The organism is Bacillus sp. SRB_8 (assembly GCF_003264205.1).
Taxonomy (GTDB): domain Bacteria; phylum Bacillota; class Bacilli; order Bacillales; family Bacillaceae_G; genus Bacillus_A; species Bacillus_A mycoides.
Genome location: NZ_NADT01000004.1, coordinates 306630 through 325995 on the forward strand (window position 1 = coordinate 306630; position 19366 = coordinate 325995).

The 19366-nt window shown below is 36.8% G+C and carries 15 protein-coding genes and 3 pseudogenes; 6 read left to right on the forward strand and 12 right to left on the reverse strand.

Going from position 1 to position 19366, the window contains the following annotated elements; genetic code table 11:
* Nucleotides 1–7: 7 nt before the first annotated feature.
* From B5P40_RS03675 to B5P40_RS03680, 3 genes and pseudogenes are all read right to left on the reverse strand, one after another.
* Complete coding sequence (locus B5P40_RS03675) at nt 8–391, reverse strand: rep family protein (RefSeq protein ID WP_016127662.1); 384 nt, start codon at nt 389–391, stop codon at nt 8–10.
* Nucleotides 392–528: 137 nt separating this feature from the next.
* Nucleotides 529–618: pseudogene (locus B5P40_RS33075) on the reverse strand (DUF2922 family protein); the annotation flags it as partial.
* Nucleotides 619–639: 21 nt separating this feature from the next.
* Nucleotides 640–864, reverse strand: coding sequence for a DUF1659 domain-containing protein (locus tag B5P40_RS03680; protein WP_002016256.1), 225 nt, complete (start codon nt 862–864; stop codon nt 640–642).
* A gap of 111 nt (nt 865–975) precedes the next feature.
* Here B5P40_RS03680 and B5P40_RS03685 point away from each other — a divergent pair, with 111 nt between their 5' ends.
* Nucleotides 976–1461 (forward strand): VanZ family protein, encoded by a 486-nt coding sequence (locus B5P40_RS03685; protein ID WP_002184633.1) that lies wholly within the window; start codon nt 976–978, stop codon nt 1459–1461.
* 155 nt (nt 1462–1616) lie between these two features.
* On the opposite strand, the gene B5P40_RS03690 is transcribed toward B5P40_RS03685, so the two are convergent.
* Both B5P40_RS03690 and B5P40_RS03695 read right to left on the reverse strand, forming a co-directional pair.
* The gene (locus B5P40_RS03690; RefSeq protein WP_113708859.1) at nt 1617–4373 is read right to left on the reverse strand and encodes a DEAD/DEAH box helicase; all 2757 of its coding nucleotides are present in this window, start codon (nt 4371–4373) and stop codon (nt 1617–1619) included.
* Complete coding sequence (locus B5P40_RS03695; RefSeq protein ID WP_002068435.1) at nt 4357–5976, reverse strand: SWIM zinc finger family protein; 1620 nt, start codon at nt 5974–5976, stop codon at nt 4357–4359. The genes B5P40_RS03690 and B5P40_RS03695 overlap by 17 nt, the downstream gene beginning before the upstream one ends.
* 191 nt (nt 5977–6167) lie before the next feature.
* Here B5P40_RS03695 and B5P40_RS33300 point away from each other — a divergent pair.
* From B5P40_RS33300 to B5P40_RS03700, 3 genes and pseudogenes are all read left to right on the forward strand, one after another.
* A pseudogene (locus tag B5P40_RS33300) lies at nt 6168–6266 on the forward strand (zinc ribbon domain-containing protein); the annotation flags it as partial.
* Nucleotides 6224–6610, forward strand: a pseudogene (locus B5P40_RS33305) (zinc ribbon domain-containing protein); the annotation flags it as partial. The pseudogenes B5P40_RS33300 and B5P40_RS33305, both read left to right, overlap by 43 nt.
* 12 nt (nt 6611–6622) lie before the next feature.
* Nucleotides 6623–8002 carry a zinc ribbon domain-containing protein gene (locus B5P40_RS03700; protein ID WP_113708860.1) on the forward strand — a complete coding sequence of 460 codons (1380 nt, stop codon included), beginning with the start codon at nt 6623–6625 and terminating at the stop codon, nt 8000–8002.
* A gap of 235 nt (nt 8003–8237) precedes the next feature.
* Here the strand turns inward: B5P40_RS03700 and B5P40_RS03705 are convergent, their stop codons facing one another.
* Both B5P40_RS03705 and B5P40_RS03710 read right to left on the reverse strand, forming a co-directional pair.
* Nucleotides 8238–8540, reverse strand: a complete 303-nt coding sequence (locus tag B5P40_RS03705; RefSeq protein ID WP_002184639.1) for a DUF3910 family protein — start codon at nt 8538–8540, stop codon at nt 8238–8240.
* An 85-nt stretch (nt 8541–8625) separates the two neighbouring features.
* Nucleotides 8626–9504, reverse strand: coding sequence for a cell wall-binding protein EntA (locus B5P40_RS03710; protein ID WP_002167369.1), 879 nt, complete (start codon nt 9502–9504; stop codon nt 8626–8628).
* Nucleotides 9505–10181: 677 nt separating this feature from the next.
* On the opposite strand from B5P40_RS03710, the gene opuD reads away from it, so the two are divergent.
* The gene (gene opuD / locus B5P40_RS03720) at nt 10182–11696 is read left to right on the forward strand and encodes a glycine betaine transporter OpuD (RefSeq protein WP_113708861.1); all 1515 of its coding nucleotides are present in this window, start codon (nt 10182–10184) and stop codon (nt 11694–11696) included.
* 306 nt (nt 11697–12002) lie between these two features.
* Entirely contained in the window at nt 12003–12137 is a 135-nt protein-coding gene (locus tag B5P40_RS33310) for a hypothetical protein (protein ID WP_002068447.1), read from the forward strand.
* Between the two features lie 153 nt (nt 12138–12290).
* Here the strand turns inward: B5P40_RS33310 and B5P40_RS03725 are convergent, their stop codons facing one another.
* The 5 genes from B5P40_RS03725 to B5P40_RS03745 form a co-directional block, all read right to left on the reverse strand.
* On the reverse strand, nt 12291–13592 hold the full coding sequence (locus B5P40_RS03725) for a glycosyltransferase family 2 protein (RefSeq protein WP_078203610.1): 1302 nt from the start codon (nt 13590–13592) through the stop codon (nt 12291–12293).
* Nucleotides 13589–14344 carry a nucleotidyl cyclase domain-containing protein gene (locus B5P40_RS03730; RefSeq protein ID WP_113708862.1) on the reverse strand — a complete coding sequence of 252 codons (756 nt, stop codon included), beginning with the start codon at nt 14342–14344 and terminating at the stop codon, nt 13589–13591. The genes B5P40_RS03725 and B5P40_RS03730 overlap by 4 nt, the downstream gene beginning before the upstream one ends.
* Nucleotides 14345–14606: 262 nt before the next feature.
* Nucleotides 14607–15818, reverse strand: coding sequence for a NupC/NupG family nucleoside CNT transporter (locus B5P40_RS03735; protein WP_002184643.1), 1212 nt, complete (start codon nt 15816–15818; stop codon nt 14607–14609).
* A 365-nt stretch (nt 15819–16183) separates the two neighbouring features.
* Complete coding sequence (locus B5P40_RS03740) at nt 16184–17884, reverse strand: C40 family peptidase (RefSeq protein WP_113708863.1); 1701 nt, start codon at nt 17882–17884, stop codon at nt 16184–16186.
* Between the two features lie 210 nt (nt 17885–18094).
* Nucleotides 18095–18979 carry a D-amino-acid transaminase gene (locus B5P40_RS03745; protein WP_003192435.1) on the reverse strand — a complete coding sequence of 295 codons (885 nt, stop codon included), beginning with the start codon at nt 18977–18979 and terminating at the stop codon, nt 18095–18097.
* Nucleotides 18980–19366 lie beyond the last annotated feature (387 nt).

A 19366-nucleotide genomic window follows, 5' to 3' on the forward strand; every position in this document is an offset into this window, starting at 1 on the left:
GAATTTTTCACAAGCCTTTTCCCACAAAAAAGTATTTTTTCTCTATAATTTTCAATTCAACATCATTCATATAGAACAACGCAATATGTACATGTGGGTGGAATCCATTCTTACTATATGTAACCTCAAAAACTTGAATTCTACCAATCAAATCTAACTCATCTCTAATATTGTTATAAGCTCGTCCACTCATAAATTTACGAGTAGCATTTCCGAATTTTTCTAACGTTTCTTTTAATCTATCAGCTTTATTATGACCAAACGTAAGGGTTAATAAAGCGATATAACCACCTTCACTTAAAAGCATGCTGTAAATCCTTACGTCGTCTCTCACTAATTTTCGCTGCGCAAACCGGACAATTTCAAACACTTCCACAAACCAATAGGCCATTATAAAATGCCCTTTTAGTTTTTTTATGTTCCCAAACCTGAACGTTGGTTTTATTATTCACTAATCTAAGACACTTAGAAACCCGTTCATTTGGTAATGCTTTTCTTGCAACAGAAGCGTTTTTTCTATGAGGCGTGCACCCTTTTTACTGGTGTAATGGGATTTTCGATAGAAAAGGCAACTGTTTTTCCATCTTCTTTCACGAAAATTAACTCTAGTACTTGCATGCTTTATTCCCTCCTTTTTAATTATAGATTAGAAAGATCTGACGTGCTTACAAGTTGTACAGCGTGAAGTGATGATTGTTGTAGTGAAGCAAGAGCACGTGCTACTTCATGTACTTTTCCTAAATCTGCATTTGTTTTTACACGTTTGAATTGCTTGTTCTTAAAAACTGTTTTACCGTTTTTGTCTAATCCTCCGTTTAATACAAGGCGTAAAGTTAAATCCATTACGATTGTTTCAACTGCCATGTTTATCACCCCCTTTCACTTTATAAATAGGGTGTAAATGTCATGTTTTGGCGTGAAATTTTTTCTTTTTTTTGGTACTCTTAAAAGACTAAGAGAGGGGTTTTCGGAAGAATGAATCGTAAATGGTTATTTTGGATTCCTGTATTACTATGGATGGGGATTATTTTCTATTCTTCAGCTCAGCCATATAAAAAACAGGATATGCGCTCGGATATTGAGCAATATGTAAATGTTGAGTTTGTGAAAGAGCATTTTTCATGGGTATCTATCGATTATGGCGGAGGTACACCTGTTAGTATCGCAAATAAAGGTGTAGCTGGATTTGTTGAGTTTTTCCTACGTAAAGGTGCTCATTTTATGGTGTTCTTTATGCTCGGCTCATTGACGTATTATGCTTTTCATCGATCGGGTTATTCGAGAAAAAGGTGCTTTGCATACGCCCTCCTTTTCGTTGCGGGGTATGCAACATTTGATGAAATTCATCAATGGTTTACAGGAGACCGTACACCGATGTGGCAAGATTCATTGCTTGATACGTGCGGCGGGTTAACAGGAATTATAATAAGCAATTGGTTTTGGCATAGAAAAAGGAGCTAATCTCAGTTAGAGATTTGCTCCTTTTTCATTTATCCCGCTATTTGTGGGAATAGAAACATCCACCTTATCCAGCATTAACTGTCCGTAAAAGCCCGATTGGTGAAGGCTAATAATCAGTGGGGGATGAACAAAACCCCATTGATTAAAGTTTCACTTTATACGCCAAGTAATTCTTTTAGTTCGTCGGTTGATAGTTCGGTCATCCAACTATCGCTTGTAATGACGGCGTTGTTTAATGATTGTTTTCGTTCTAACATTTCATCAATCTTCTCTTCAAGTGTTCCCGTTGTAATAAGCTTATGAACGTGAACGAAGCGTTTTTGACCGATGCGATAAGCACGGTCTGTTGCTTGGTTTTCTACAGCTGGATTCCACCAACGGTCATAGTGAATAACATGGTTGGCGGCAGTTAAGTTTAATCCTGTTCCGCCAGCCTTTAACGATAAGATGAAGATGTCATACGTTCCGTTTTGGAACTGCTCAATCATCTTGTCACGCTCTTTCTTCGGTACGCTCCCGTTTAAGAAGAGGACGCGCTGACCAAATGTTTCTTCTAACATACTTTTTAGCATGTTCCCCATGCCAATGTATTGAGTGAAGATTAAGCAACTTTCATTTTGGTCTTTTATATTTTCGATGAGCTCCATTACCGTTTTTGTTTTCATAGAGCGCTCGACGATATTTTGTGGTTCTTCTTCTTTCAAATAAAGGGCTGGGTGATTACAAATTTGTTTTAGCTTGTTCAGCATAAGTAATATAAATCCGCGTCTTTCAATTCCGCTTAATCCTTCTACATTTTGTAATGTATCTTGAACAAGTTGTTCATATAAGGAAGCTTGTTCGCCAGTTAGTGGACAATAAGCTTTCTGTTCTTGTTTATCTGGTAAGTTTAATGCGACCGTTTGATCTTTCTTCGTACGACGCAGTAAAAACGGCGAGATAAACCGCTGAACTTGCTGGATTTTTCCTTCATCGCGGTCCTTTTCAATCGGTGTGACGAAGCGGCGCTGGAATTGTCCTAAGCTTCCGAGATACCCATGATTGATAAAGTCGAAAATAGACCAAAGCTCAGCAAGTCGGTTTTCCATCGGTGTACCGGTTAAAGCAATTTTGTGATTTGCTTGTAGGTTTCTTACTGCTTTCGACTGTTTCGTATGTGGGTTTTTTATATTTTGTGCTTCGTCTAAAATAACAGCGTCCCAGCATAACGTACTAAGTTCTTCTTCATCAAGCTGAGCTAATGCATAAGAAGTTAATATAACATCTGCCGATTGAAGAAAATCTTTAAATGACTCATCCTTAGATCGGTTACTTCCATAGTGTAACTGAACACGTAAACTTGGTGCGAAACGCTCAAATTCTTTTTGCCAATTTCCAAGGACTGATGTTGGTGCCACAATTAATGCAGGACCTGTTTGGAGATTGTTTTCTTTAGCGTATAGTAAGTAAGTTATCGTTTGAATACTTTTTCCGAGTCCCATATCATCGGCTAATAACGCTCCAAATCCAAGCTTTCGTAAGTATAGTAACCACTCAACACCGTGTTGTTGATATGGGCGGAGTGTTGCTTGTAGCGAAGATGGTACATCTACTTTTGGAATATCTCCAATGTGTAGAAGTTTTTGGAAAAGCTCTTCGTAATATCCATCTAGCTCGATTTCAATATCGGTAAACGGACTATCGTCTTCTACAATTTCTGTTTCTGCCGTATTAGATAAATGTTGCTGCAACACATCCTTCATTTCAAGTCCATATTTATCGGCACGGTGCATTAGTTTTTTTACTTCTTCAATAAAGGCAGGATCAAGTCTCATCCATTGACCATTTAAATTGAAAAGACGTTTGTTTTGTTCAACGAGTTCGAAAAATTCACTTTCTGATAAATCAATTCCGTCCGTTGAAATGCGCCAGTCGAAATTAACGAGCGTATTCATGCCGAAGAAAGACTGTGTTTGTGCTGTACTTTGCTTCAGCTGTACACGCAACCTCGGTTTTGTTGCTTTTAAATTTTGCCACCATGATGGTAGTAAAATTGTAATACCTGCTGCCAGTAATTCATTACTTGCTTCGGTTAAGAAGTTCCAAGCTTCCGTTTCAAAGAGTTCTTCTCGGAACTTGTCGTCCTCTTTTAGCCACGGTACGAGCTTACTGAATCCTTCTTGTGTTTCAAGGATACGTTCTTCGTAATCGTGCCATCGTTTTGGTAAGGAATCGATACTTTCATATACATATATGCGATGTGCACCACGTTTTGGTGTAACGATTGTTTCAAGCTTCCACATTTCAAGTTCTTCTTGCGGTTCTTGTAGTCTTAAGCCGACTGTAAATGGAAGATCATCTTCAATGTAACCAATTTTTCGAAGCCAATCTTCTTCATGTATTGCTGCTTCCAATTGCCTTTTCGTAAAGTCGTAATGTTCATATAGTCTCTTTGCATCTTCCCATCCGTCATTTGAGCGAGCATCTTGCAAAATACTTTCGTTCACAGCGGCAGAGAAAAGAGATGCTAACATGTCATCTTCAATTGAGGTATTCTGAACTTTCCAAGATGGCTGCTGAGACCAATGCTTCATGTCAGGTGCGAAGCTGCCGCTGACGAAAGCGTCCCATAATTCACTTGCGTCCTTTGTAAGTGCCGTAATAGGACCGTTCATTTGCATATTTGCAAATGAATTCATCGGTTTATTTGCGATGTATTCAAATGCCTGTGCATTCGTTAACATAACGCCTTGTTTTCCCTCATACGTTGCTTCTTTTAAAAACGTTCCGTAGAAAGAAGTAGAGTGCCATGCGAATGCATTTTTTTTCCAAGTTGCTACGGATAAGAGCGTACCGCTATCATCTTCTCCCCAAAGGAACCAACCTTGACTAACGTGCTGGAGCCTAATTGTTACTTCAGTTTGTATGATCATCGATTAATTTTCCTCTCCGTAATTCCTCTTGTAGTGCACGCAGACGTGAATGTAAGTTAGCGATATGAATAATGAAAGCATCCCATTCATCAGTTCGCTTCAGTCGTTTATAAAGCATACGTAATTTCTTTAAGTAACGAACGGCACGTTTATATGATTTGCGATTTCGCTCTTCAATTGCTTCCATTGCGGCATGGTGATAAAGAGGAAGTGCTGCTTCGGGCGCTTCTTTTTCAATATCTTTCAATGGTTCTTTCAAAAGTTCGATTACTTCGAATCCATATAAGAGCTGAAGTTCCGTCCATGCATGGTATTGTTTCTTCGCAAGTACATATTGTTCATAATTTGTGAAACTATACGGTAATAGTTCTTGTAAAATCATTTCTAATCCCGCTTGTTCATTCGTATGCGTTGCATATGTCTCATACATCATCACAAATAATCGAACGATATCTTGTATGAAGACGGTATTTTCTTGTTCCGTTATCGTTTCTTTTACTTGTTTATAAGTAAAGGAAAGCCAATCTTTAGCGCGGTCCCACTCCATCGCACTTAATAACTCTTCTAACCAATAGAAGTAAAGGCTCACAACAGAAGAAGGCTGTTTTTCCAGTAATTCCATTGCCGATACATCTTCACCGTTTAAAAAGAGCAGGTGAGAAGATGCTAATGCTTTGGAAAGTGGATTGATTTTAGTATCGATTCGTTTTTTTTCTTCTTGTAGCTGCTCTTCTGTTCTTAACAGTTCACCCCATACGTGACGATAAATGAAGAATCGCTCTTGTGTATAGGCATCGGTAGAGAAGAATGCTTCATGTATGAGCCGCGCTGTTTCTTCTAAAATCGGTTTGGATTCTTCTGGAATCGCCTCTGTTTTTAGGTCCCTAACGGTAGATTCAACTTTATCAACGAATAGGCGAACGACGTTAACTGGTTGGTGATAAGAATATAGTTTGTTTGCTTCAAATTCTTGAATTTCTTCTAATAATTTTTGAAAGCAATAAAGTGCCGCGTGCAACTTAAATAATTCATGAATAGCAACGATGCGCGGAGCTTTCCGTTCTAATTTTGTATAGAAGTCTGTAAAAAGACTCATAAGAAAATACATTTGTTTATAAGTGAGCCGCGCTTGTTCTTTTTTAAATGATTCATATTCATTTTCAAAGTATGTTTGCCAACTTTTATAATCCATTTCTTCAAAAGCTGATGATTGCAATACTTGTCGTGCAGTTCGAATAGGAGGAAGAGAAGGTTTTGTATTATTTTTGAATAAAGTTAATACATCTCCTACTTGCCCAAAACTAGAAGCTGCAGATAGTAACACAGCAAGCATATGCTGACATTGCGTTGGCGCGAAGCAATCGCAATAGCTTTCAGTGACATTACGAATCGGGATGTGAACGCTATATACACTGCCTTCAGCATTTACAGTTCCGGATAGCGTATAGCCATCAAAGTCAACGTTATAGACAACACCACTACGATATAGTTGCCGAGCTGTAGCGACATGCTCTTGATCAGCAACTTGCTGTGGATCAAGCCCTTGAACGAACTCATTCGCAATCATCATAATTTCATCTTTCGTAATTGAGTCTTGCAGCATAATATTCCTCCGTACACAGATTTCTTTCCTTTACCATTATAAACAAAAAATGCTCAAAACAGAAAAAATGAAATTCTAATTACACAATTAGAAAATCATGGTAATATATATGAAGTTAATTTTGTATATTACCATATGTTTATAGGGAGAGAGTTAGCTTGTCAGATTTATAGACGAAATTAGGTAGTGGAATGAATAAGATACAAGAGGGAATAGAACAAGGAAAGCAGAAGTTGCAAATTGCACAAGAAATTGCTCAATTGAAAAAGGGAATGCAAGTGCAAATGCAGATATCGCAGAGGTTGATGAAGTAAATGATGGCTTCCATTATGGTTTATTATTACTTGTGATTCCGTTATTCCTTATGTTTAGCGCAGGTAGAAAGTTAGTAGAATTACCGACTACTAATATGTATATTACACTAGCGGTATGCAGTGGCTCTTACACAATTATGATGATTGTAATGAACATAATTTCTAAGTTTTGAATTGATGTATCTGGAAATGTAATGAATTTATTCGAGGCAATTGGCACGGTGCTATCTATGCAGAATTCATTTATATATTTAACTTTGTTTAGTTTCATTGTGACATATGTAGCGGCTTTCGCTGGAATGAAATTAGCTAAGAAATAGGGGGAGAGCATATTGAAGTTTTGTGGAACTTGTAAAAATCAGCTTGCAGACCATTTGAACTTTTGTCCTGAGTGTGGAAGTAAAGTAGAAGAAATTGCTGATCAAACAGCTTCTTCTCATTCAGAAATGCGTAGAGCAACAAGGCGAGTGAAAAGTAAGAAAAACATGTTTTTACTTATAGGTTTTGTCATTGTTGTGGCTATTTTGTTTGGCGCATATAAATTCGGTGCAAGCAAGTTTTCGAAGGAAAAGCAAGTAAATGCAATGATCGAAGCATTCCAAAAGAAAGATGTGAATGCAATCGATGAGTTTTTGAAAGTAGACGATCCAAGCTTAAAAGTGAAGACAGAAGATATTAAAGCTTACATACGTTATTTAAAGGATAATCCTTCGTACAATAAAGCATTACTGTCTTATTTACAAAAAGAAACAGTAAATCAAAAGTTAGCAAGTGATAATGCATCTTTTAAAGATGGGCAAATTATAGAAGACGGGAAAGAGTGGTTCTTATATCCGAAGTATAAGTTCAGCATGAAATCTTATTACATGAGTGTTAGCACAACTGCAAAGAATGCTGAAATATATGTAAATGATAAAAAAGAAACAGAGCTTTCTAGTGATAAAACCTCAAAAGAATTAGGTCCATACTTCCCAGGTGCTTATGTTGTAAAGGCGAAGGCGAAGACAGAAGTTACTGAATTAGAGACAGAAAAAGAAGTAGATCTAGCAGACGAAAAGAATGGGACAGTAGAAGTGAATTTGTCACTTGAAGGAAATTATGTAACCATTTCTTCCGATGAAAGCGACGCAACTGTTTTTGTTAATGGTAAGAAATGCGGAAAATTAAGTTACGGTAGCTATAAACTTGGTCCTGTACCGACAGATGAAACGGTAGAAGTACATTTAGAGAAAAACACTGACTTTGGTGTCATTAAATCCGAAAGCATCAAAGTTGGAGACCAAAGCACATATTATTTAAAGTTCCCGAAAGAAGCTTCAAGCTCAGCAGTTGGTGACTTTGTACAAAATCATATTTATAATAACGTGCGTGCAATTGCATTAAATGATTTTAGCTTAATTGAAAGTGATTATGATAAGAGCGGGAAATCGTATAAGGAAGACCGTGATTACTTGCAATATCTACACAAAAAAGGAATTACAGAAGATTTATTAACAATGGGAATTCGTAATGTAGAGCGTCAAAGTGAAACGAAGTATAAAGTAACGACATATGAAGAATATCATATTCGTTATGGTGATGGCTCTGTAAAATTCAAAAGCTTTAATAATGACCATATCGTTACTGTTAATGGAAATGGAAAGATATTGTACCATTCTCTTGGAGCGAATAATACGCTGAAGTCAGAGGAAGTATCTGGTCCGACTCGTTAATATTAAGAGAGAGACTGTTCAATTTTGAACAGTTTCTTTTTTTATGTAGCACCGCTATTTTCAATCTTTGTCGGTAAATCGATATTTCATGTCGAACCGTTGATATATTGTAATTTATGATAGATGTATTCGGAAAATCATTGATATAATTTTCTCTACTCGTATTCATGAAGGGAAAATAAAAAAGGATATCACTTAGTCGGAAAATTCTACTAGGTGATACCCTTTTTGGCAATTAGGAGCGTGTTTGCTTTAATATCGCTTGTACATATGGATCCTGTAATATTTGTTCTATAAATGGTAGCATTCCTTGCTCGAATGGAATATCAATAGGAAATGGCTTTTGAGAGCCTGGCTTTATTCCATATTGTACGATTTTGTAATGTGTATTTTCTTCAGACTTGAGCACAATTAATTTATAGCGATTGTCATCATTTGCGAGTGAGAAGTCAATTGCGATAGCATCATATGTTATATCATCTTTATATATGTACGGTTTTGGTGTACCGACCCAGTCTACCTTAGCTTTTAAATTCATGGACGTCACCTCCTTATATGTATTATATAAAAAATAAAAGCCAGCTCTCAATAAAGAGAACCGGCTGTAATTTAGCAGTCAATGGTTATTTTAAAATTTTCACTTTAACAGTTTTGCGTCCCCATTTTTGAGCAGCGCTATCTGATCCAAGTAGGATGTCGATACGGTTACCTTTAATTGCACCGCCAGTATCTCCAGCGATAGCTTCTCCGTAACCTTCTACCCATACTTTAGATCCTAATGGGATTACTTTCGGGTCAACAGCGATCATTTTCATGTTTGGGTTCGCTGTTAAGTCATGACCCATTGCAGTTAATACACGGCCGCCGTATGTGCCACCGTTTTCACTTGGGTGAGCTGTATATGCCGTAGCTACAACTGTTAACTCACGACCACCAGAAGGTGTGCTAGTCTCAGCAGCTTTCACAGCAGGCTTAGCAGCTGGTTTTGCTTGTGCTGCAGGTGCTTGAGCTTTAGCTGGTGCTACAGTTTTAGCAGGAGCAGGTTGTTCTTGTTTCTCGATAACAGGTGCTGTACCTGTTAAGAAAGGAACGTGAACATAAGCCGTTTTCCCGTTATATTCAAATTGTAACCACTCATTTTGTACTTGGTTCGTTGTTTCGATCATATCGTCTTTCTTAAGCGTTCCAAGAATTTCTGAGTTTGTGTTCGCTTCAGCACGTACATTTAATACGTTAGCTGTTACATAGTAAGAGTTCTTTGTAAACTCTGCACTTACGAATGCGTCTTTACCATCTAATTTGATTTGTGACCATCCGTTTTCTGTATTTAGAACATCTAATTTATGACCATTCTGTAATTTACCGACAACTTTTGATTCAGTAGTAGGGTTTTCTCGTACGTTTAGTACGTCTGTTGTTACAACAGTTTCTGCATTAGCAGATGCGGTGAAAATCCCAAGACCAAAAACTGCTGCTGTTGCTATTCCAATTAATTTTTTCATGATAGCCTCCATTGCGTTTGTTTTCGTGTCCTCATTATAGCAACAGATTTTTTCGGATTTTGGGAAAACACACAATTACAAACCATTCGTAATAAGTCGTTAACACTTTGTAATATAGCTAGAATGAGAGGAAAGCGTTTTTCATTCCATATAATTAGTATGTTTCTAGTTATATTCAAAATATTTAATACAACATATTTTTTTCGGTGTAAATAAAAATATTACAGGGGTATTACATAATGATTACTATACAGTTACATTCCTTGAGTATTTTACCGTTTTATGGGTAATATAGTTATATAAACATAAACATCTCGTTTGTGAAGTTATAAACACGCGCTATATACTAGCAAAAAACCGCATAATTGTTACAAGAAGAAAGGGTTGTAAAGAATAAATCTGCCCTTTTTTAAAACTGTAACACATCCTTTTTTGGGGAAATCTCTTCCCATCCGCATTTTTCTCACACAATTTGACAGTAGTATTCCAATCTTGTAGCTCTTGCAGAGTGGAAAGGTTGTACGGAAGGTAAGGCTGTCCATAAGAACTCTAATTGGTGAAGGCAAAACTAAGAGAGCCGAAAGAAAATCACCACAAAAAACTATGGTTTTCTATCCGATTTAACATATCGGAATTTATGATTTTTACAAGAAATGAAACATACGAAGGGGGATTTGATGAGGAAACTGACGAAAACATTTATTGTCTCATTAACATTATGTATTGCATTTACACTTTGGGGGATTATTCCCGAATCTATTATTGGAAAAGGTAGCTTAGGAAATGTAACGACTGTAATTCAAGCTGCGTTAGTTAGTAAGTTTGGATGGTTCTATATTATTTCCGTTTCTATTTTCTTAGGAATTGCTATTTTCTTAATTGTTTCTAAGTACGGTTCGATTCGTTTAGGTAAAGATGATGATGAACCTGATTATAGTTATATGACATGGTTTGCTATGTTATTTAGTGCCGGTATGGGAATCGGTTTGGTTTTCTGGGGCGTCGCAGAACCGTTGAACCATTTATACACACCTCCGTTTGGAGAGGGTGCGACTGAAGAGAGTGCACGCCTTGCACTTCGTTTCTCATTTTTCCATTGGGGATTACATCCGTGGGGATTATATGCACTTGTAGCATTATGTATTGCGTATTTTACATTTAGAAAAGGAAGAGCAAGTACAATTAGTGCGACAGTGGGTCCGCTATTTAAAGGCGGTGAACATGGCCGTATTGCCCATATGTTTGATGTTCTAGCTGTATTTGCAACAGTATTTGGTGTGGCGACATCATTAGGACTTGGGGCAAAGCAAATTGCGGGTGGTGTTAGTTATTTAACATCCATTCCAAACTCATTACCGACACAGCTAGTAATCATCGGAATTGTAACTGTTCTTTATATGCTATCTGCGCAAACGGGACTCGATAAAGGAATTAAATATTTAAGTAATGCGAATATTATTTTAGCGTTTGCACTTATGATAATTGTATTATTTGCAGGTCCAACAAACTTTATTATGAATTATTTCACTTCAACAATCGGTTCATACATTCAAGAATTGCCAAGTATGAGTTTCCGTTTAAGTCCATTAAATGAAGGCGGAAATCAATGGATTCAGTCATGGACAATTTTCTACTGGGCATGGTGGATTGCATGGTCACCATTCGTAGGTACGTTTATTGCTCGTGTGTCACGCGGGCGTACAATTCGTGAATTTGTTGTTGGTGTGTTACTCGTACCAACAGTAATTGGTGCGCTTTGGTTCTCTGTTTTCGGAGGAACAGGTATTCACATGGAGCTATTTGATGATGCAAATATATATGGACAAATTAAAGAAATGGGCACAGAAGTAGGATTGTTTGCGATGTTAGACCAAATGGGTAGTATGGGACCGGCTTTATGTGTGTTAGCCATTTTACTTATTTCAACATTCTTTATTACATCGGCAGACTCTGCTACGTTTGTTCTAGCGATGTTAACGACACATGGTAGCTTAAACCCACCAAATCGTATTAAAATGGTTTGGGGTATTGTTCTAGCGGCGTTAGCCTCGATCTTATTGTATGTCGGAGGATTAGAGGCGCTGCAAACTGCGTCGATTATTGCGGCCTTCCCGTTCGTATTTGTTATTTTCTTTATGATTGCAGCACTATTTAAAGAGTTGCAAAAAGAAGGACGTATGAAACAGCATTAATAATAGAAGAAAAAAATTCTGTATATATAAATAGTATTAGGACTGTCGAATGTCGGCAGTCCTTTTTCACTGTTCTATACTATTGTAGGAAAATCATTACTTTGTTACGGAATACTATAGATATCGGTAATTTGAAAAGAAAAATCGATATAGTTCGACAATATCCGATATTTTACACATTATATTCATATTTTTGACAAAAATATGTCGGAAATGTGTTGTTACTTTTATGTATATGTGCTATATTATTTCCTGTAAGCGATTTCAAATAGTTTTAAAGCGCATTCAAGGGGGACAACTAGAATAATGAAACGTTACGAAAGAAAGTGGAAGCATATTTGTTTGAAACGTGTGGCACATCGAAATGCCCAAGAAAGCACGGAACCAAAGACTGAAACTCGTAAAGAGCATCAAGAGAAGCAATTGGTTCTACAAAAATAGCAATCACTTTTTCGTATATAAATGAAGGTCGATCGTTCGTTGGGGGATGGACGTGAAATAACTTTCAGCTAAGGGGTATTGTCTGATATATAGTATTACGGTAAAAAATAAGCACAGAGCATACGGCGCTCTGTGCTTATTTTTTAATGAAATCTATTTTTCTTTTTTAAATCGTACTGTTTTATCCCAACCAATTACTTGTTTCTTGCTCTTTGCACGTAAGTAAAGAATGAGACTGCGAATAAACAAATACGTAAAGAGCTGTGCGTACGTAAAGTACATAATGACGCTTATGAAAATATTGGTCGGTGTAAAGGTTCGTTCGACGCTCTGAGCACTAAATAATTGAGAAACATATGTAATATATGCGACATACCACATAAATAGTAATGGAATGCTATATTGAATTTGGAATATGCCGAGCAGTCCAATTATAAACCAAACGTTTGAAATGATTAGGAATAGCCAAAATACGACATACACTAAAACTTGTTGTAAGGAATGGACGAGAAGTTTCCCTTTAAAAAAGCTTAATGAAGAAAACATTTTTTCTAAAATGTATAAGTTTCCTTGAAGCCAACGTGTCCGCTGTTTTATAAGAATTTTTAAATGTTCAGGTTCTTGTTCCCATGTAATCGATTCCGGGACGATTGGTAAGAGATAGCCCTTTTGGGTAATTCTTAATGTTAATTCAGCATCCTCTGCAATTGCATAAGGATCATAGCCGCCAAGTTCTTCTAATGCGGAACGACGAAGAAGCATGTTTGTTCCGGTTAGTGAACCTGTTTGGAATAATAGCCAGCGTCCAGATTGCATAAGGAGCTGGAAAATCTGAAATTCTAATGAAATCATTCGTGTAAGCCAGTTTCTTTTCTCATTTACTGTACGAACGTGTCCAACTGCTCCAACGGCATCCTTTGTTGTTTCAGCATGTTCTACGAGCATTCGCAGTGCATGTGGTTCAGGTTGATTATCTGCATCGTAAACACAGAAATATTCACCATCCGAAATGCTAAGGCCGTAGTTTAATACACGCGATTTTCCTTTCGGTTCGCCAGGTGGTACACGAATGTGATGAATATGAGCATAAGCTTTGTCGAAATCATCGCCAATTTCAGGTGTTTCATCTTGAGAGTTATCGTTTAATAAATAAACGTTTAGTTTGCCTGGGTATTCAATCTTTGCCATTGCTTCTAATGTATCTTTAATAACGACGCCTTCATTATGGGCAGGTATTAAAATATCTACACTTGGATAATGTTCTAGCGTACGATCTTTTCGTTTACTATTTCGATGAATTAAGCCCGCAATTGTTAAGAAAGAGTAATAAACGAGTAAAGCAGAGAATAGAAAGGCGGTAAAAATCAATACATATTTAATTGAAAATGTGATGCTGATCCAGAAAACAAGTACACAAAACAAAATAAATAAAAGAAGCATAACGAGTGTCATCATAATGTGATATGTCCCTTTGCATTGATTTGTTCTCGTTTTATTTTAATATCTTGAATTGCTTCAGCAGCAAGCCATTGCTCCATTCTTGGATGTAGACGGTTCATTACAATGTCAGCACCGGCTTCATTTGTGTTTTGTAATAAAATGACTAATGTGTTACTGTCATATTCAGCAGCAAGGTCAAAGTCAGTTCTTACTGTATCAACTAATAATGAAGCTACACGATCCATGACACTTTCCTTCGTATATTTACTAAAGGAAGTGAAATCAAAGAAAATAATCATGCCTGTTTCATTACGACGATCCATCGCAGTCCTTAATAATGCTTGTCGTCTTTCGAATTCTTGCCTTGTTAATAGTTTTGATTCTCCGATGTATTGCTCCAACACTCTCACTCGTTCAGTTAACTCTTTATTTTTAAGGATGACCTTTTTTAATAGGTGGGTTGAAATATAAACAATGAAGAAGTTAGCTGCCATTAGGAAGTGGGTAATGATATATTCCCATTGTTCTGATGTACTCCATAAGTGAAGCCACGCTTCATAAAATAAATAGAATACTGAAATGATGGTTCCCAGTATAAAGAAAATAAATGCTGTTTTATCAGCTGAAAATAGGAATAGTACATTTATGATGACATATATAATTGTAAAAATGAGCGCGTGCTCATATTTCGTCACATGTACAGTAGTAAAATAAAATAAAATTTGTAAAATCCACATAGAAAGGACTTTATAGGATTTATCTTTCACGAAACTTTCCTCCTTAAAGATAATTCATGCAGGATATTTGTAGTATGCACAATTATTAATAAATGGACCGTGTAGCTGGAATTTTTTTTAAAGCGTGCGACATCAAATAGTATCCCTCTTGTGCAAGAAAAAATAAACAGACATACTAATTATCGTAACATATCATCTAGATATCTAGACATGTGGTGTTTAGTATATATGAAAATTATATTTATAGTATACAAAAAAGTCTCCTCTTTAAAAGAGGAGACTGTACATTAATTTATAGGAACATCATACCTGCAACTGCTGCATTTAAGAAGTTCGCTAGTGTACCAGCGATAACTGCTTTAATCCCTAATTGTGCAATTTGTTTACGGCGAGTAGGAGCTAATGTTCCTGTTACACCTAATTGAATTGCGATAGAAGAGAAGTTTGCAAAACCACAGATTGCGAATGTTAAAATCAGATTTGTTTTTGCAGAGAACTCTGCCATGTGAGGTCCTAAGTTTGCGTATGCAACGAATTCGTTGATTGCAAGTTTTTGACCGATAAAGCTTGCTGCTTGTATAGCTTCACCCGGTGAAACCCCGATTAAGATTGCAAATGGTGATAATAAGTAACCGAAGATTAAATCAAGGCTAAGTTTAATATGGAATAAAGACCCAACTAATCCTAATAGACCATTTAATAAAGCGATTAATGCGATGAAAGCCATTAACATTGCTGCTACGTTAATAACAAGTTGCATACCTTCAGATGCACCACGTGCAGCTGCATCGATAACGTTTGCGTCTTCACGTTCTGTAGAAAGTTCAACGTTGTTATCTACTTTTTCTGTTTCTGGCATAATTAGTTTCGCAATTAATAAACTTGATGGAGCTGCCATAATTGCTGCTGCTAATAAGTGCTCTAACGGAATACCCATTGCTGCATAGCCGACAAGAACTGATCCGGCAACAGCTGTCATACCGCTTACCATAATAGTGAAGAATTCACTATTTGTTAAGCGTGCTAAGTAAGGTTTAATTAAGATTGGAGCTTCAGTTTGTCCTAAAAATACAGTCGTTACTGAGTTTAAGCTTTCTGCTTTAGAAGTTCCAAGAAGTTTACTTAATGCACCACCAACGACGCTAACAAATTTCTGCATAATACCGAAATGATATAAGATTGCTACTAATGAACTAATAAATACGATTGGAAGTAGTGCTTGAATAAAGAATACAAATCCCCAAGGTCCTTTTGCGTTGACTAAATCCCCAGCAACGAACTTAATTCCCTCGTAAGAAAAATTAATTAATCCTTGAACGCCATCTGCAGCGTATTTTAAACCTGCTTTTCCGGCATCCCATCGTAATACGATAAATGAAAATGACATTTGTAATGCTAGCGCGATTAAAATTGTGCGCCAATTAATAGCTTTGCGGTTGGAAGATAATAAGAAAGCGATTGCTAATACTCCAATCACGCCGCCAATTCCCCATAAAACATTCATGCAGTGTATGCTCCTTCCTCATAGTAAAAAAGTGTATAAACCAGTTGTCTATACTTTTGCGAATATAACATCTTAAGTAACTTATCATAATGGACATCGGAGGTCAAACGTCTAACGAAAAGTTTAAATAAAAAGAAAATTCTTTGAAAAAACACATATAAAATGAATCGACATGAAATAGGTTATGTTTTTTGTTGAAATATATTCATTGTGATAACGTTTTGGACAATTTTTATAGAATATGGTGTACGAAATAGGAGAATGAACGCATAATTTTTTCGTGAGAAAGAGAATAAGAGGGATTCATATATTGAAACCTTAAAAAAAGAGGCTTCTAGTAAACTAGAAGCCTCTGAAACTATCACTTAAGGTGCTTTCGTATACCCTAAGAAATGGCTTTTCCAATAAGAGTTGCTTAATGAAGCGATTGCTACACCTTTATCTCCAGCTTGGATAAACGATCCACCTCCAAGGTAAATACCCATGTGAGAAGGACCAGCTTTATAAGTATTTTGGAAATAAATTAAGTCGCCTGGCTGTGGACTTGAAGTTTTTGGTAAGCTACTCCAATATCCTGCAACACTTTGGCGGCTAATGTTATGGCCAAATTTCTTAAATACGTGGTAGATGTAACCACTGCAGTCGACACCATTAGCAGAAGAACCGCCCCAAACGTATGGCACGCCTTGCATAGATTTCGCGTATGCAAGTATAGAAGAACTGTCACCGCTATTATTGCTTGTATTGTTATTGTTTTGATTTTCATTAGGCTTATTATCTACTGCGCCCCCAACTGGTGTTTTAGATAGGAAACGTGTTCCGATGTAACCAGTTTGACCATTGTAGTTAATTTTGCTCCATCCAGAGTTTTCAGAGATTACTTGAACCTTCTGTCCTTGTGGAAGTGCGCCTATGATTCTATAATTTGTACCTTCGCCGCTACGTACATTTAGTGCAGAAGCATTAATGTAGTAATCGCCAATTGCACCTTGGTTAGGTTGCTCAGGTTGTTCAGGAGTAGTAGTGCCACCTTTAACGAATTTTACGAATTCGCTGCTAACGTAGCCTGTTTTTCCCTGATAATTAACTTTAAACCAGCTACCTTCAGATCCAATTACGTTTAATTTCGTACCATTTAATACGCCACCAATTACGCTATGGTAAGTAGCAGGGCCCGTACGAACACGTAGTGATGTTGCGTTAACGACGTAAGTGCCACCAGTTTGAACAGTTACATTATTGTTTTGTTCCTGGTTGTTACCTTGCGTGGTGTTTTCGTTAGAACCGCCTTTTGTTATGTAGTCTTTGCTTAAGTAAGCTGTTTGTCCTGCATAATTTATTTTGAACCAATCTTGAACTTCGCCTACAACTTGTACTACTTGTCCTTTTTTCACAGAACCTATAGTTGTATGAGAAGTGCTAGGACCTGTACGAACGCGAAGGGAAGATACGTTTACTGTATAGTTTCCGCTTGCTGGTTTTACAGTATTATTCGTATTGTTGTTTGAAGAACCTGCATTAGAAGAAACACCAGATACGAATTCGCCACTTACATAGCCAACTTTTCCATTATGGTTGATTTTCACCCAACCATTTTCTTGACCAATTACGTTTAATGTTTGTCCTTCATATACACGTCCTGAAACAGAACTAGAAGTGTTAGGAGCGGTACGTACACGTAATACATCAGCAGTAACTTTATTGTTTCCACCTGTGCTTACATTGTTATTTGTTTTTCCCCCATTTTTTGATACAAATTCACCACTCACATAACCTGTTTTCCCATTATGGTTAATTTTGAACCAACCATTTTCTTCTCCAATTACGTTTAATGATTGACCGTTATAAACGCGAGAGATAATGTCGTGAGAAGTGCTAGATCCTGCGCGAACATGTAGCACGCTAGCATTTACCGTATAAGATGAACTGTTTGATGCGGAAGCTTGGACAGTTTGTGTAGCAGCTTTTTGTGTGTTTTGTTCAGGGGCAGCTTGAACGCTATCAAGTGTAGGTGCTGCTCCTCCTGCTACAGACACTGCCGCAAGACCGGCAAGGTATTTTTTCATAATTTGTCGATTCCTTTCTGTCTGTAATGTAGTGAAGAAATATTTACCAACTGTTAAAAATTCTAAAGAGCATGTCGATTACTGTCAAGACTTATGCGGGAATCTGAATATGACAAAAAGATTACAAGAAAAAATCAAGGTATAAATCTACACCTTGATTTTTATTTAAATACATATGTTGGATGTAGAGAGAATAGAAATTATTCGTGTTTAAGAAGATGACATGTTGGATTGTAACAAGCTTTGAAAAAAGGATTTTTGTAGCATTTTTGTGATAGGGCCAACTTGACCATCTTGAATTGCAGTTCCATCAAGGTGGGTCATCGGTAAAATTTCAATAGTCGTTCCCGTAAAGAAGCATTCATCTGCTTGATAAACATCGCGAATGCTGAACAGTTCTTCTTGTACAGGAATACGAAGGGTTTTCGCTAAGGAAAGGACATATTGACGAATAATGCCATTTAAAATAAGGTGATTGGCTGGATGTGTGTAAAGAGTTCCATTTTTTATGAGAAAGAAATTAGAACAGCTCCCCTCAGTTACAGTACCGTTTCGTACGAAAAGAGCTTCTTTACAACCTTTGCGTTCAGCTTTCGTAGCAGCTAATACATTGGGTAATAAATTTAAAGATTTGATATCACAGCGTAGCCAGCGCGTATCTGGTTCTGATATAGCACGTACACCATATTCAATCCATAAAGCTGGCCTTTCCTTCTTTGTAATATAGGCATAGATTGTCAGAGGGACGTCATATGAGAATGCATGGGTACGAGCTTGTACACCACGAGATACTTGCAAATAAATAGTACCATCTTCGTGGAAATTATTACTTTCAATTAGTTTGTAAAGTAGGATAATAAGCTCTGCTTTTGAGAAAGGAAGTGATAATTCTATTTCTTCCATGGAGCGATATAACCTTGTGATATGCGGATCTAATAAGTGAAAGTTCCCTTTATATAAGCGAATAACCTCATAGACACCATCTCCAAACTGCAAGCCTCTTTCTTCAAGTTCTATGTACGCGCTATGTTTCGTTGTATCAATAACTGCATCATTCCATAGTACAAATTTTTCGTATGCCAATTTTCGTCCCATCCTTTCGTTAGTACATGAATAAAAAGCACTCTAGTTATTTTTATGTGAGCAATTCTCTTCATATGACGTATATGTATTTGAAAATTATAGAGAAGTAGTGGTGATTTATAGCATTTTGTATATACAAATTCGAAAATAAGAAATAAGAATCCTGCTTTTTGAAATAAAAAAAGCAACATTCGTATTGAATGCTGCACAAGGAGGGTAGCTATCTTTCGTAGGGACATCGTCTTATTAAAAGTTTTAGTAAGACAATTATAAGAAAGTTGAAAACAAATGGTGCACATATTTCTCTAAGGGATCTTATCACAGATGAGAGATAAGAAATATGTGAAACCTCGTTTACATATTTTATTATAAAGATACTTCATTAATGTAGTGTAAATA

What these genes read in the sequence shown, in the direction of transcription:
- B5P40_RS03675 (WP_016127662.1), bottom strand. Translation starts at nt 391, where the DNA reads ATGGCCTATTGGTTTGTGGAAGTGTTTGAAATTGTCCGGTTTGCGCAG.
- B5P40_RS03680 (WP_002016256.1), bottom strand. Translation starts at nt 864, where the DNA reads ATGGCAGTTGAAACAATCGTAATGGATTTAACTTTACGCCTTGTATTA.
- B5P40_RS03685 (WP_002184633.1), top strand. Translation starts at nt 976, where the DNA reads ATGAATCGTAAATGGTTATTTTGGATTCCTGTATTACTATGGATGGGG.
- B5P40_RS03690 (WP_113708859.1), bottom strand. Translation starts at nt 4,373, where the DNA reads ATGATCATACAAACTGAAGTAACAATTAGGCTCCAGCACGTTAGTCAA.
- B5P40_RS03695 (WP_002068435.1), bottom strand. Translation starts at nt 5,976, where the DNA reads ATGCTGCAAGACTCAATTACGAAAGATGAAATTATGATGATTGCGAAT.
- B5P40_RS03705 (WP_002184639.1), bottom strand. Translation starts at nt 8,540, where the DNA reads ATGAATTTAAAAGCTAAGGTAGACTGGGTCGGTACACCAAAACCGTAC.
- B5P40_RS03710 (WP_002167369.1), bottom strand. Translation starts at nt 9,504, where the DNA reads ATGAAAAAATTAATTGGAATAGCAACAGCAGCAGTTTTTGGTCTTGGG.
- opuD (WP_113708861.1), top strand. Translation starts at nt 10,182, where the DNA reads ATGAGGAAACTGACGAAAACATTTATTGTCTCATTAACATTATGTATT.
- B5P40_RS33310 (WP_002068447.1), top strand. Translation starts at nt 12,003, where the DNA reads ATGAAACGTTACGAAAGAAAGTGGAAGCATATTTGTTTGAAACGTGTG.
- B5P40_RS03725 (WP_078203610.1), bottom strand. Translation starts at nt 13,592, where the DNA reads ATGATGACACTCGTTATGCTTCTTTTATTTATTTTGTTTTGTGTACTT.
- B5P40_RS03735 (WP_002184643.1), bottom strand. Translation starts at nt 15,818, where the DNA reads ATGAATGTTTTATGGGGAATTGGCGGCGTGATTGGAGTATTAGCAATC.
- B5P40_RS03740 (WP_113708863.1), bottom strand. Translation starts at nt 17,884, where the DNA reads ATGAAAAAATACCTTGCCGGTCTTGCGGCAGTGTCTGTAGCAGGAGGA.
- B5P40_RS03745 (WP_003192435.1), bottom strand. Translation starts at nt 18,979, where the DNA reads ATGGGACGAAAATTGGCATACGAAAAATTTGTACTATGGAATGATGCA.